Genomic DNA, 11,533 nt, shown 5'->3' with positions numbered 1-11,533 from the left:
GAAGATCTGGCCGACCTCGATACCCCGGGTGTGCACGCGCTTGTCGGCGGGCACCTCGCGCTCGAAACGCGCGGCGTCATGGACGTCTTCGGTCGCGGCATAGACCGAGGTCCATTGCTTGATGATCGGAGCCAGATCCGCGTCGTAGTCGATCTCGTCACCGGGCACCGGCAGGTCGAGCACGTCGCGGTCGCAATACACGGCGGACTCGCCGGTTTCCGCAAGCACGATGAATTCGTGGCTGAGATCGCCGCCGATCGGGCCGGTTTCGGCGCGCATCGGGATCGCCTTCAATCCCATCCGCGCAAACGTTCGCAGGTAGGCCACGAACATCCGGTTATAGGCGCGCCGGGCAGCCGCCTCGTCGATGTCGAAGGAATAGGCGTCCTTCATCAGGAATTCGCGGCCGCGCATGACGCCGAAACGCGGGCGCTGCTCGTCGCGGAATTTCCACTGGATGTGATAGAGATTGAGCGGCAGGCTGCGATAGGATTTCACGTAGGCGCGAAAAATCTCGGTGATCATTTCCTCATTGGTCGGCCCGAACAGAAGCTCGCGCTTGTGCCGGTCGGTGATGCGCAGCATTTCCGGACCATAGGCGTCGTAGCGGCCGCTTTCGCGCCAGAGGTCGGCAAGCTGCAACGTCGGCATCAGCAATTCCAGCGCGCCGGCGCGGTTCTGTTCCTCGCGGACGATCTGCTCGATCTTCTTCAGCACCCGTAATCCCAGCGGCAGCCAGGCATAGATGCCCGCCGCCTCCTGCCGGATCATGCCCGCCCGCAGCATCAGGCGATGCGAGACGATCTCGGCCTCCTTCGGATTCTCCTTCAAGATGGGTAGAAAAAACCGCGACAATCGCATGGGCATACTCGGAGAATCGGTCAGGCACGGGAAGGCAGCAGTGAAACCGGATCGGCTGCGAAAACACAAGGGCGGCATCAGGAAATGCCGCTAAGCTTGCGGATTTCCTGACCTTTTGCAGATGACGTTGAGGGTGCGAATAAGGCGCGAATGGGCCGGAAGGCTCGAAGTGTGGAAAAAAGTCCCGTTTTGCGGGGCGTTAAGGCGCCGGCACGTCGATGTCGTCTTCCAGCGTGATCTTCTGGAAGTCGGTGACCAGCGCGTCGATGCGTAGGTGCCAGCGGCCGGGATAAGGCAGCAGCACCTCGCGAACGTGCCAGTAGCCGTCCGGACCGAGCGTGGCTGCGCGCTCCATCGGTTCGATACCGCGCTCGGGCAGGCTCAGGGTCAACGTTGCTTCCTTGGCGGCAAGCGGACTGGCATCGCCGTTCATCAGCTGCAGCACAAAACTGTCGGCGCCGACCGTGCCCGGCGAAACCAGAACCTGGAACATCGCATCGTCGGTGTGGATATGGAGCGCCAGCGGCGTGATGGCGGCGGCAAGCGCGCGCGGCGGCGGCGTGAAGCGCCAGCCCGCGACCACGGCCAGGATCGCCAAAACAACGACGCACTCGGTCAGGATCGAGCGCCACAGCGGCCGTGTGTTCAGAGGTTCGAAGGCAAGCGCCGGCGTGAGGCGAAAGCGGTTGAGCGCGGCCAAACCGAGCAGTACCATGACGAGCGCCAGCTTGATCGAAAGGATGATGCCGTATTTGGTCTCGATCAGCGCGCCAAAACTCTGAAGCTGGACGACGGCAAGCGCAAAGCCGGTCAGCACCAGCACGCCGACGACCGCGACTGCGATGCGCGAAAACCGGATAACGACCGCAATCAAACCCTTGCCGGGTCGCCGAACCATTGCTGCCAATGGCGCAAGCGCTCCGATCCAGAAAGCGACGCCGACGCCGTGCAGGAACACGGCCGGCCGGGTCGTCCATTGCGGCGGAGCGGCCGCGGCGTGGCCGGTGGTCGCCAGCGACAGGCCGACACCGGCAAGCGCCAGCGCCGACAGCGCGCGCGCCGTGCCCACCGATTGCGCCTGCAACGCGACGATCGCTGCCACCATCGCCACCGCCGCGATCAGCAGCGATGGCCCAAGGCTCGTCGCAAACGCGGCTTGCCACGGCGCCGCCAGCGACAGGTCATGAAGCGGAATATCCAGTGCGTCGAGGCCTTGCAACCCGAGCGAGGCCGCAGCACTTGCCAGACCGACGGTCAGGGCGGCGTTGATCACGCCCGCGCCCGCGCGCATCTTGCCGATCCAGGTCACGAAGAAGACCCCACCCACCCCCGCGAACAATCCGAGATAAACCCCTGTTCGAGCCAGCCAGATCAGGACGTCGACCGTGCCGTCATTCTTCGGGATCTTTGCCGCGGTGGTCACGGTCCCGATCGAAAACAGCATTGATCCCCCGACTGGATGGCCATCCGCCGAAATGACGCGATAGCTGACGACCTGCGTTCCCCGCGGCAGGTTTTGCGGCACGTCGATGACGATGGCCTCGCCCGCCGCATGCACGATGGCGTCGCCGCGCACACGACCGGCCGCATCGATCAGGTTGATCACGGCGGGCGTCACGGCCTCGTTGAACCGCAATTCCACGACCTTCGGCTGTGTCGACAATACGCTGCCGTCGGCGGGCTCCGCGAAAACCAGCGATGCGTGCGCGAATGCACCGGTCGCAAGGCAGAGACCAATCAGCAGCGTCGCCAGCCCGGCGATCAGGCGGCTCGTTTGCGCGGTCAAGGTTTCGGCAGCAGCCGGACGCCCGGTGCCGGCCATTTGCTCTCATGGGCATGGCCGGCATCCTCGCCGGCGGGAATGTCGATCCAGCGGCTGATGCCCTGCTCGCATTCCTGCACGGTCGGAAAATAGAGCGTCGTGTTTGGCTTGAGCGCGCCAGTCAGGAAGGCGCTGATGACGAATTCGTCGTAATTGTCGTCCGAGAGCTTGCCGCCGCTCCAGACCACCTCCTTGACGCCCTCGGCGGACTTGGCGCCGTGATAATCGTACTCGGTGGCATATTTGCCCCTGACCGTCTCCACGTTCCAGCCGGGCTTCGGCATCGGCTTCACCGCGATCACCCCTTCGGGAATCTGAACGCGGATCTTGACCGTCGCGGAGCCGGCGCAACCGTGTGGCACGGCGAAGACCGCCTTGTAGGATGACCCGATCGTCGCCTGACGGTTCTCCAAGGTAATATGCGCGCTCGCCGACGAGATGGCGAACACGCCGACCGCGGAGAGAAAAAGCCGATAGAAAGCCTTCGACATCATCGCTCCTCACATCTTCATGCCGGGCGACATTTTCATGTCCATCTTGCCGCCGGTATCGGCCTCGCCTGCTGGCCCCTTCGCGCCGACACCTTCGACGTCAAGCGAGAGCTTCACCTTGCCGGCCTTTTCGAAGTCGAGCGTGAGCGGCAGCTTGTCGCCCTGCTTCAGCGGGCCCTTGAGGTCGAACATCATCAGGTGGTAGCCGCCGGGCGCCAGCTTGACGGTCTTGCCGGGCTCGATCGTCAACCCGTTGTCGAGCGGGCGCATCGTCATGACGCCGTTCTTCATGGCCATTTCATGGACCTCGACCTTGCCGGCGATTTCGGCCGAACCGCCGATCAGCCGGTCCGGTGCGGAGCCCTTGTTTTCGATGGTGAGATAACCGCCGCCGATCTTGGCGCCGCCCGGCGTGGCGCGGGCCCAGGCCTGCGTGATCACGATATCTCCGGCCTTGACCTCCTCGGCGCGCAACGGTGAGCCGAACAGGCATGCGAGCAGAACGGTAAAAGCGAGGCTGCGTGCGATCGGTTTCATGGGATTCTCCTTATCAGCGTTAGTTTCTTGTTTTTGTCGTCATTGCGAGGAGCGAAGCGACGAAGCAATCCAGAACCGCGGTGTGTCCTCAATCTGGATTGCTTCGCTGTGCTCGCGATGACGGCTACTACTCCTAGAACGTATATTTCCCGGCGAGAACGAAGGTTCTTCCCGGGAATGGATGGAACAGGAAATATTGCTCGTTGAAGAGATTGTCGATGCCGAAATCGAAAGAGAAATTCTGCGTTGCGTTATAGTGCACCTTCAGATCGGCGACGATGTAGTTGTCGAACGCGCCGTAGACGTGGGAGACGATATCGGAGTTGTCCAGTGTAGAGTACTGCTTGCCGCTGTAACGTGCCGCGAATGTGAAGGCCCATTTGTCATTTGGCCGATAGGTGGCTCCGAGCTTGGCGCGCCAATCCGGCACATAGGGCACACGATTGCCCACCACGTTTGTGGGCAGGTTCGTTATATTGCTGACGAAAGTTGAGTCCGAGAGAATGCGCGAATCCACGTAGGTCACACTGCCGAAGACCTCAAGGCCTTTGATCACAACATTGTCTTTATCTGCCGCCAGTTCGACGCCCTGCATCCGGATCGCACCAACGTTGGAGAAAGTTGTAACGTTAGTCGTACTTCCCGTTACAAAGTTGGTTTGCGAAATGATGGCGTTGTTGACGTGTTCCCTAAACAACGTCAGCCTGACTTTACCATCACTCCAATGCCGCTCGACGACGAATTCTCCATTCAGATCCTGCTCCGGCGTCAGGTTCGGATTTGGAGTGAGTAGCGTGGTGCCCGATGAGGCGTTTTGGTAGAGCTCGGTGACGGTCGGGAACCGATAGGCCTCGCCGAAATTGCCCGTGACGTTCCAATCCTTGTTGATGTCATAAGACAGCGATGCCTTCGGCGAGAAATTGGCGGAGTTAAGTCCTGGTTGAGATGTTGGTACCGAATGCAGGGTGGGTATCGGCGTCGTTGGTGTGCCGCCTAATAGAGCGACGGAATTAACATTAAAACCGTCCAGCGCCTGCCAGACTTCCTCGCGTGCGCCCAGTGTCAGCTTCAGTTGCGACGTAATTTTCCAGGCGTCCTGTGCCCACAGCGCGCCCGTACGTGTTTCGCCGACACCGTCCGAAAACAACTGACCGTTCCCCGTGGCCGGTGTGGCGTTCCAGATATTTGACAAATAGACCGGGTTTTCCAGGTCGTAGCGATCGCCATGGATGCCGAAGGAGATTTCGTGCGGTCCGTCGTAACCGTATGGCCGCCAGATGCCCTTGGCGTCGACGTTCTGCCAGTTGGTGCCGTCATTGCGGGTGACCTTGCCGTTTTCGGAATAACCGTTCCCCTGTGACGTGACCACGCCGCCTGCCACTGTATAGGGACTGACGGTGTACGGATTGTACATGATATCCTGGAGGTAGTTGTAGGTCGATGCCGAGAAATCGAAGTCGTAGGTGCCCTTGGTGTCGCTCTTGAGTGAAATCGCGTTGCTGAGGTGGGTCTGATCCCAGACGTATTTATTGCTGGCAAACCCGGCAACGTTGCCGAATGTCGGTGAGCCGTTCACCGTCGACGTCAGATAGGTCTGCGGATTGGAGGTCTGGACGTTATTCCAGACGCCGAGGGAATAGGTCGCCTGCACCAGCGGCGAGATATCGTAGGCCAACCTGACGTTGCCCGATGTCTGCTGCGAATGCGCCAGCGTACCGGTGCCGACCACGTCGGTTACGACGCCTTGTTTGTTCAGCGCCAGAAAAGTTCCGGCGGTGTTGACGGGAGCGCTGCCGTTGGTGGTGTAAGTCAGCGGCTGCTGATAGGTGTCAAGGTAATTGGCGCTAACCAGCCAGGAGAGATTGCCGTCACGGTTGCCCGCCGACGCGCTGGTGACGCTGCTCGCATAGGTGTCCTTGGTGCCGTACTGGTTCCACGGCATCACCGACACCGTTTGCTTCACCGTTGCGAAGGCGTGATCCGGCATTTTCGAAGTGATCAGCAAGACGCCCCCGATCGAATTGCCGGGGTAAGCGGCGGCAAACGGGCCATCGAGGAAATCGATCCGCGCGATCGCATCCGGCGATATCAGATTCCAGTGCGGCGAGGCGCCGGAATTGTTGTTGCCGATCAGCGCGGAGATCAGAAGATCGTCATAGTAGATCAGCGTGCACGCGCTGCAATTGAGGCCCCAGGTCCGCGTCGCCAGCACCGCCTGGTTGTCGCCGTCATTGCGCTTGCGCACGAACAGGCTCGGGAAATATTTGATCGCGTCTTCGGGGTCCTTGAGGTTGATGGTCTCGTCGATTTTCTTGGCGGTGATGCTGAAGCTCTCCTGCGGCAGCTGGAAGCGCTGCTTGATCGGCGGCGTGGCGAGCGAGGCTTTGACGCCGCCGGCATCGCTCTCGGCGACCGCCGGTTTGGCCGCGGTGGCTGGGGGCGGTTTCTTTTGCCTGGACGCGACAGCGGTTCGTTGCGGCGGCCTTTTTGCCGGCTGCGCGGCCTGATGCTGCTTCGGCGCCTCGATGTTGACCGTCGGCAGCGTTTGATCCGGCGCCTGCGCTGCTGCCTCCGGCGGGATCGCCGAAAGAGCGCTGCAGAGCACGAGCGTACTTGCGCCACCCAGCCTGCGAGAGGGAAACATTGGAACGGTCCTGACACTGGCGCGATGGCCAGTTTGTTGAACGGCGTCGATCGGCGCGGCGCAGCCGCACAGATCATTCGGTGTTCGTTAGGTCAGGAAATGGCCGGTGGCGCGCGGGCCTGCGCGTTGGAGCCGACGCGGGCCACAGACACCGGATCCTCGGCTTGCAGCCACGATACCAGCTGGTATTGCCGCTGCAGGCTTGCCGAAACGAGCGACGGTGGCTCGACGGCTACGCCGCCGCCGTGTCCGGCAGCACAGAACGCGCAACAGCCTCCATGGTCGTGCGGCGTTCCCGCGGGCGCGGTCTGAGCCTCATCCGCGGAGGCCGCCATTTCGGAGCAGATCGACGCCATCTGGAGGGGATCGGTGGCGGCGTAGGCGACGGCACGAAACGCCGCGATCGGCGCAATCAACTGCACCAGGATCGCAAGCAGCACGATTGGAATGATCGCTTCCAGCCGCCGTCGCATGACTGTCCCCAAAACGCCCTGATTTCCTACCACCGACGCTGCCGCTTGTCGAGATTTCGCGGCCTCGCGAGGATAGTCAGCCCGGCCGGAATCTTGTTCCGTACTCCCGGCAACAGCCGGGAATAAGTCGCCGCTGCCGGAGTTTTTGCCGCCGGAATTGCATGCTTTGACGGGAGCCCTTCGGCGACCGATCTCGACATGGATCGCGCTCGACCGCTAAAGTGGATTGAGGCATGTAGCCGCTGCGGCCGAGGTCGTCTTGAAAAAAACACTGCTTGCCATTGCCGCGCTCATCCTGCCATTAACCGGCCTGTCTTCCGCGCATTCGGAAACCCGGGAGCAATGGATCGAACTCGGCGCGCGAATTCACGGCGCCTTCGGTGCCTTCATCCCTGTCGGCATCCGGATCGGCCTCGACGCCAGGGAAAAACTGAAGGCGGACCCGCGCGGCCTCAGCGTGACCTATTACAATGGCGAGAAGCCGCCCTGCCCGTGCATCGCCGACGGCGTGATGATCGCAACCCAGGCCAGCCCCGGACAAGGCACCCTGCAGATCGCGCCCGAAAAGGCACCCCCGGGAATCATGGCGATGATCGTGATCCGCAATCGCAAGACCGGCGAAGGCCTGAAATACACGGTCTCCGACGATTGGCTGCCGAAGATCCTGGGCTGGAACAAATCCGAACCGCCCGCCAGATATGACGCCGCGATGACAGCCGAAGGACTGTTCAAATCGGAACCGGCGCTATAGACGCGGATCGACAGGCCCGAAGTTTCCGTAGTTTTCTGCGCCGCCCCTTAGCCAAAAGACCAATTCGCGCGGTCCGCGCGCAACCTCGGGTGGCGAAATTGCGATCATTTCGCAAATTGCTCTAATTTTGGACATTCGTTGCCGAAATTGATGACAAGAGCAAAAAGATGGTCTACCAGTGCGGGCTCAGGCTGGCCGAAAGGCAGAAGTCTGGTGGTCCAAGTCTCGGGAGGAGCCCTGACGCGCACAAGCAGCGTCAACCCGTCAATCAAGATCAAATCCAAATTTCGGGTGAATAGGGTCGACACAATTTTTAGAGCAGGGCTTTGTGCCCTGCTCTTTTTTTCTTTTGCGATAGCTTTCTTTTTAGCCATGCGGCGAACTCGATGACGCCAGGCAATCCGATCCATCACAGTTTCGAGCTCGCCGCGGAGCGCTGCGAGGACCTGACGCCGGAGGTCTATCGCCGCCTGTTCCAGCAACACCCGGAGGCCCAGGCGATGTTCCGCAGCCAGGGCAGCGACCTCGTCAAGGGCTCGATGCTGGCGCTGACCATCGAGGCCATCCTGGATTTTGCAGGCGAGCGCCGCGGACATTTCCGCCTGATCGAATGCGAGGTGACCTCGCACGACGCCTATGGCACCCCCCGAAACCTGTTCGGCGAGTTCTTCGGCGTGATCAGGGACAGCTTGCGTGACGTTCTCGGAGGCGACTGGTCGCCGGAGATCGACGCGGCGTGGCAGGATCTGCTGAAGCAGCTCGATCAGGTCGTCGCTGATCAGGATCAGGCCGAGCCCGCATGCACGTCCGCTCCCTGAGACGCCGGCTGGAATTGTCGGTGCGCCAAACGCCTTAATCCCGTTCCAGGAAATTCGAGCCGATATCGGCCTTCTTCTTGATCGGATCGTAGTCGCAATAGATGCCGTCGGCGACCAGCGTATAGCTGGCGCTGACCGTGTACTTGTCGAGCTTGACCGAATTCAAGCCGACGACGGCGGTAGAGGTGCCGCCATTCCATTTGAACGGGGTCGAGCTCGGCGCCTTCTCGCAGGCCGCGACCGCCTCGGCGAAGACATAGCCTTCGACAAAGGCCTTCACGGTCCGCAGTTGCACCGCCAGCTTCCAGTCGATGTAGAAGGCCCCGGCAAGGCCGGCGATGGTCAGGATCAACAGCCCCAAAGTGGCTCTTTGCAACGTCATCCGCGTTTTCCCCCGATCAGAGCTATATCCCCATCAGCCTCGACAGCCGATCGACATTCAACAGCCCGGCATTATAGGCCAGCATCGAGACCGCGAAAACGATCGCCGAAATCACGGTGGTCAAGATCAGCTTGCGGCCCATTCCGGTTACAACCGGCGCGCCGGGATCGGTGCCGGGCGCACCGCCGCCATCCTCGTGCTGGCTGCGCACGCCGAACGGCAGCGTCACGAACAGCACCAGCCACCACATCACGAAGTAGATCGCAAAGCCGGTTGAGATCGTGTAGACCATCGCTGCCTCAGGCCTGTTCGATTTCGACGAGCGCGCCGGAAAAGTCCTTCGGGTGCAGGAACAGCACCGGCTTGCCATGCGCGCCGATCTTCGGTGTGCCGTCGCCGAGCACCCGCGCCCCCTCCTTGATCAGCGTGTCGCGCGCGGCGATGATGTCGGGCACGTCGTAGCAGATGTGATGGATGCCGCCGTCGGCATTGCGTTCGAGGAATTTTGATATCGGCGAGGCCTCGCCGAGCGGCTGGATGAATTCGATCTTGGTGTTGGGCAGCGTCACGAACACGGTGATGACGCCGTGCTCGGGCAGCGGCACCGCGCGTGAAATCTCCGCGCCGAAGGCTGCGCCATAGATCTTCGCGGCCTTCTCGGCGTCCTTGACCGCGATCGCGACATGATTGAGCCGGCCCAGCATGAACCCCTCCGAAGCATTAGATCGTCAGGACGTGAACGTAGCATAACGGCTTCTTGCCCCAATGCTCGTTGATGACGGAGCGTACCGCCCGGCGCACCGATTCCGCCATGGCGTCGGGATCACGCCGCCGCGCCCGCGGCAAGCTCTCCACCGTCGACACCACGACGTCGAACACGATCTCGTCGATGACCTCGCCGGCCCTGTTCTTCTCGGGCATGCCGACCAGATCGACTTCGGGATCGTCGGCCAGTTCGCCCTTTTCGTTCACCGCGATCGCGACAAAGGCGCAGCCCGCGAACGCCAGTTTGCGTCGTTCGACCACCGCACGCGACTTGGCATCCTCCAGGATCGTGCCGTCCTTGTAGAGCCGGCCCGACGGCAATTGGTCGATGATGCCGGGATCGCCCGGACCTAGTTTCACAAGATCGCCGTTGCGGCAGATGAGGGTCTTGGGAACGCCGGCGGCGCGCGCCAGTTTCGCATGCTCGAACAGATGCAGCGCCTCGCCGTGAACCGGGATCAGAAGCTGCGGCCGCACCCACGAAATCATGTCGCGCAACTCGTCGCGGCGCGGATGGCCGGAGACATGGACCAGATGGGTGCGGTCGGTGATGACCTCGACGCCCTGGTTGATCAGGCCGTTAATGATGGCGCCGACCGCCTTTTCGTTGCCGGGGATGGTACGCGAGGAAAAGATCACGCAGTCGCCCTTGTTCAAGGTCACCTCTGGATGATCGTCATTGGCGATGCGCGACAGCGCCGCGCGCGGCTCGCCCTGGCTCCCCGTGCACAGCGCCAGCACCTTGTCGGGCGGAAAATGGCCGTAGAGATCGGCGCCGCGGAAATTCTGCACGCCGTTGAGGTAACCGGTCTCGCGCGCCACCTGCACCACCCGCTCCATGGCGCGGCCAACCACCACGACCTCGCGGCCGGCGGCTCTTGCCGCATCGGCGACCGCGCGCAGCCGCGCGACGTTGGAGGCAAACGTCGTCACCGCGACTCGGCCCTTGGCGCCCTTTACCAGTTCAGCGATGGTCTTGGCGACTTCGGCTTCAGAGGGCGAGCGCCCTTCCCGCACCGCGTTGGTGGAATCGCCGATCAGCGCCAGCACGCCGGCATCGCCCAGCTCGCGCAAGCGCCGCTCGTCGGTAGGCATCCCGATGATCGGGGTTGGGTCGATCTTCCAGTCGCCGGTATGCAGCACGGTGCCAGCCGAAGTGTGGATCGCCAACGCGTGCGATTCCGGAATCGAATGCGCAACCGGAATGAACTCGACGCCGAACGGCCCGAGCTCGATGCGGCCGCCGGAGGGCACCACGGTGACCGGGATTTTCGGCGGATTGCGCTCGGAGGCGCATTTGGCCGCGAACAAAGCGGCGCTGAATTGGGTCGCATAGACAGGGCATTTCAGCTTCGGCCAGAGGTCGATGATGGCGCCGAAATGGTCTTCATGGGCATGCGTCAGCACCAGCCCGATCAGGTTCTTGCGCTCTTTTTCGAGAAACTTGATGTCGGGCATGATGAGATCGATACCCGGCAGATGTTCCTCGTCGCCGAAGGAGACCCCGAGATCGACCGCGAGCCAGGAACGCTGGTGGCGGTTGCCGAGGCCATAGATCGACAGGTTCATGCCGATCTCGCCGACGCCGCCGAGCGGCGCAAAGGTCAGTTCATCCGGTCGCGCCATCAGGCTGCTCCCGCTGATGCCGCGGCGCCGAAATAGACATCTCCCGCCGATATCAGGATCTGCTGGCCACCCGACGCCCTGACCATCATGCAGCCGGTTTCATCGATGGTCTCGAATATCCCCTCGACCGTGGAGGCGCCGGTGTGAACCGAAACCGGCTGTCCAAGCCCCGCGGCCCGTTCCCGCCAAAGCCGCCGGACCTCACCACAGCCGCGCCCGCCGTCCCAGACGCCACGATATTCCGCCCAGCTATCCGACAGTGCGCCGAACAGTTCCTCCGCGCCAACATCGATGCCCAGCGCCGCCAGCGAAGTCGCCGGCGTCGGCGTACCCTCGGGGGCTGCGACAATATTGGTGCCGATG

General features: G+C 62.1%; 14 protein-coding genes. 2 read left to right on the top strand and 12 right to left on the bottom strand.

Annotated elements, in window-relative coordinates; all coding sequences use genetic code 11:
* The 6 genes from proS to VK804_RS05940 all read right to left on the bottom strand — a co-directional run.
* The coding region (gene proS, locus VK804_RS05965; protein WP_325368850.1) for a proline--tRNA ligase at window positions 1-861 on the bottom strand (861 nt) is incomplete at its 3' end.
* Between the two features lie 199 nt (window positions 862-1,060).
* The gene (locus VK804_RS05960) at window positions 1,061-2,683 is read right to left on the bottom strand and encodes a copper resistance CopC/CopD family protein (protein ID WP_325368848.1); all 1,623 of its coding nucleotides are present in this window, start codon (window positions 2,681-2,683) and stop codon (window positions 1,061-1,063) included.
* The gene (locus tag VK804_RS05955) at window positions 2,644-3,174 is read right to left on the bottom strand and encodes a YcnI family protein (RefSeq protein WP_325368846.1); all 531 of its coding nucleotides are present in this window, start codon (window positions 3,172-3,174) and stop codon (window positions 2,644-2,646) included. The genes VK804_RS05960 and VK804_RS05955 overlap by 40 nt, the downstream gene beginning before the upstream one ends.
* 9 nt (window positions 3,175-3,183) lie before the next feature.
* Window positions 3,184-3,711: a copper chaperone PCu(A)C gene (locus tag VK804_RS05950; protein ID WP_325368844.1), complete on the bottom strand. Its 528-nt coding sequence runs from the start codon at window positions 3,709-3,711 to the stop codon at window positions 3,184-3,186.
* Window positions 3,712-3,844: 133 nt separating this feature from the next.
* Window positions 3,845-6,355 carry a TonB-dependent receptor gene (locus tag VK804_RS05945; protein ID WP_325368842.1) on the bottom strand — a complete coding sequence of 837 codons (2,511 nt, stop codon included), beginning with the start codon at window positions 6,353-6,355 and terminating at the stop codon, window positions 3,845-3,847.
* A 92-nt stretch (window positions 6,356-6,447) separates the two neighbouring features.
* Entirely contained in the window at window positions 6,448-6,828 is a 381-nt protein-coding gene (locus tag VK804_RS05940) for a DUF2946 domain-containing protein (RefSeq protein ID WP_325368840.1), read from the bottom strand.
* A 259-nt stretch (window positions 6,829-7,087) separates the two neighbouring features.
* Here VK804_RS05940 and VK804_RS05935 point away from each other — a divergent pair, with 259 nt between their 5' ends.
* Entirely contained in the window at window positions 7,088-7,579 is a 492-nt protein-coding gene (locus VK804_RS05935; RefSeq protein WP_325368838.1) for a formylmethanofuran dehydrogenase subunit E family protein, read from the top strand.
* Window positions 7,580-7,683: 104 nt separating this feature from the next.
* Here VK804_RS05935 and VK804_RS05930 read toward each other — a convergent pair whose 3' ends face one another.
* Window positions 7,684-7,953 carry a hypothetical protein gene (locus VK804_RS05930; protein WP_325368836.1) on the bottom strand — a complete coding sequence of 90 codons (270 nt, stop codon included), beginning with the start codon at window positions 7,951-7,953 and terminating at the stop codon, window positions 7,684-7,686.
* A 12-nt stretch (window positions 7,954-7,965) separates the two neighbouring features.
* On the opposite strand from VK804_RS05930, the gene VK804_RS05925 reads away from it, so the two are divergent.
* Window positions 7,966-8,397, top strand: a complete 432-nt coding sequence (locus tag VK804_RS05925; RefSeq protein ID WP_325368834.1) for a globin — start codon at window positions 7,966-7,968, stop codon at window positions 8,395-8,397.
* 34 nt (window positions 8,398-8,431) lie between these two features.
* On the opposite strand, the gene VK804_RS05920 is transcribed toward VK804_RS05925, so the two are convergent.
* The 5 genes from VK804_RS05920 to VK804_RS05900 form a co-directional block, all read right to left on the bottom strand.
* The gene (locus VK804_RS05920; RefSeq protein ID WP_325368832.1) at window positions 8,432-8,779 is read right to left on the bottom strand and encodes a hypothetical protein; all 348 of its coding nucleotides are present in this window, start codon (window positions 8,777-8,779) and stop codon (window positions 8,432-8,434) included.
* A gap of 22 nt (window positions 8,780-8,801) precedes the next feature.
* Window positions 8,802-9,071 (bottom strand): DUF1467 family protein, encoded by a 270-nt coding sequence (locus tag VK804_RS05915; protein ID WP_325368830.1) that lies wholly within the window; start codon window positions 9,069-9,071, stop codon window positions 8,802-8,804.
* Window positions 9,072-9,078: 7 nt separating this feature from the next.
* Window positions 9,079-9,483 carry a methylmalonyl-CoA epimerase gene (gene mce, locus VK804_RS05910; protein WP_325368828.1) on the bottom strand — a complete coding sequence of 135 codons (405 nt, stop codon included), beginning with the start codon at window positions 9,481-9,483 and terminating at the stop codon, window positions 9,079-9,081.
* A 16-nt stretch (window positions 9,484-9,499) separates the two neighbouring features.
* Entirely contained in the window at window positions 9,500-11,170 is a 1,671-nt protein-coding gene (locus tag VK804_RS05905; protein WP_325368826.1) for a ribonuclease J, read from the bottom strand.
* A partial coding sequence (locus VK804_RS05900; protein WP_414642725.1) for a biotin--[acetyl-CoA-carboxylase] ligase occupies window positions 11,170-11,533 on the bottom strand: 364 nt, incomplete at its 5' end. The genes VK804_RS05900 and VK804_RS05905, both read right to left, overlap by 1 nt.

This window comes from Bradyrhizobium sp. (genome assembly GCF_035484855.1).
Lineage (GTDB): Bacteria > Pseudomonadota > Alphaproteobacteria > Rhizobiales > Xanthobacteraceae > Bradyrhizobium.
Note: the sequence above shows the minus strand (reverse complement) of the source record. Positions and strands in the feature narration are given on the sequence as shown.

What these genes read in the sequence shown, in the direction of transcription:
- VK804_RS05960 (WP_325368848.1), bottom strand. Translation starts at nt 2,683, where the DNA reads ATGGCCGGCACCGGGCGTCCGGCTGCTGCCGAAACCTTGACCGCGCAA.
- VK804_RS05955 (WP_325368846.1), bottom strand. Translation starts at nt 3,174, where the DNA reads ATGTCGAAGGCTTTCTATCGGCTTTTTCTCTCCGCGGTCGGCGTGTTC.
- VK804_RS05950 (WP_325368844.1), bottom strand. Translation starts at nt 3,711, where the DNA reads ATGAAACCGATCGCACGCAGCCTCGCTTTTACCGTTCTGCTCGCATGC.
- VK804_RS05945 (WP_325368842.1), bottom strand. Translation starts at nt 6,355, where the DNA reads ATGTTTCCCTCTCGCAGGCTGGGTGGCGCAAGTACGCTCGTGCTCTGC.
- VK804_RS05940 (WP_325368840.1), bottom strand. Translation starts at nt 6,828, where the DNA reads ATGCGACGGCGGCTGGAAGCGATCATTCCAATCGTGCTGCTTGCGATC.
- VK804_RS05930 (WP_325368836.1), bottom strand. Translation starts at nt 7,953, where the DNA reads ATGGCTAAAAAGAAAGCTATCGCAAAAGAAAAAAAGAGCAGGGCACAA.
- VK804_RS05925 (WP_325368834.1), top strand. Translation starts at nt 7,966, where the DNA reads ATGACGCCAGGCAATCCGATCCATCACAGTTTCGAGCTCGCCGCGGAG.
- VK804_RS05920 (WP_325368832.1), bottom strand. Translation starts at nt 8,779, where the DNA reads ATGACGTTGCAAAGAGCCACTTTGGGGCTGTTGATCCTGACCATCGCC.
- VK804_RS05915 (WP_325368830.1), bottom strand. Translation starts at nt 9,071, where the DNA reads ATGGTCTACACGATCTCAACCGGCTTTGCGATCTACTTCGTGATGTGG.
- mce (WP_325368828.1), bottom strand. Translation starts at nt 9,483, where the DNA reads ATGCTGGGCCGGCTCAATCATGTCGCGATCGCGGTCAAGGACGCCGAG.
- VK804_RS05905 (WP_325368826.1), bottom strand. Translation starts at nt 11,170, where the DNA reads ATGGCGCGACCGGATGAACTGACCTTTGCGCCGCTCGGCGGCGTCGGC.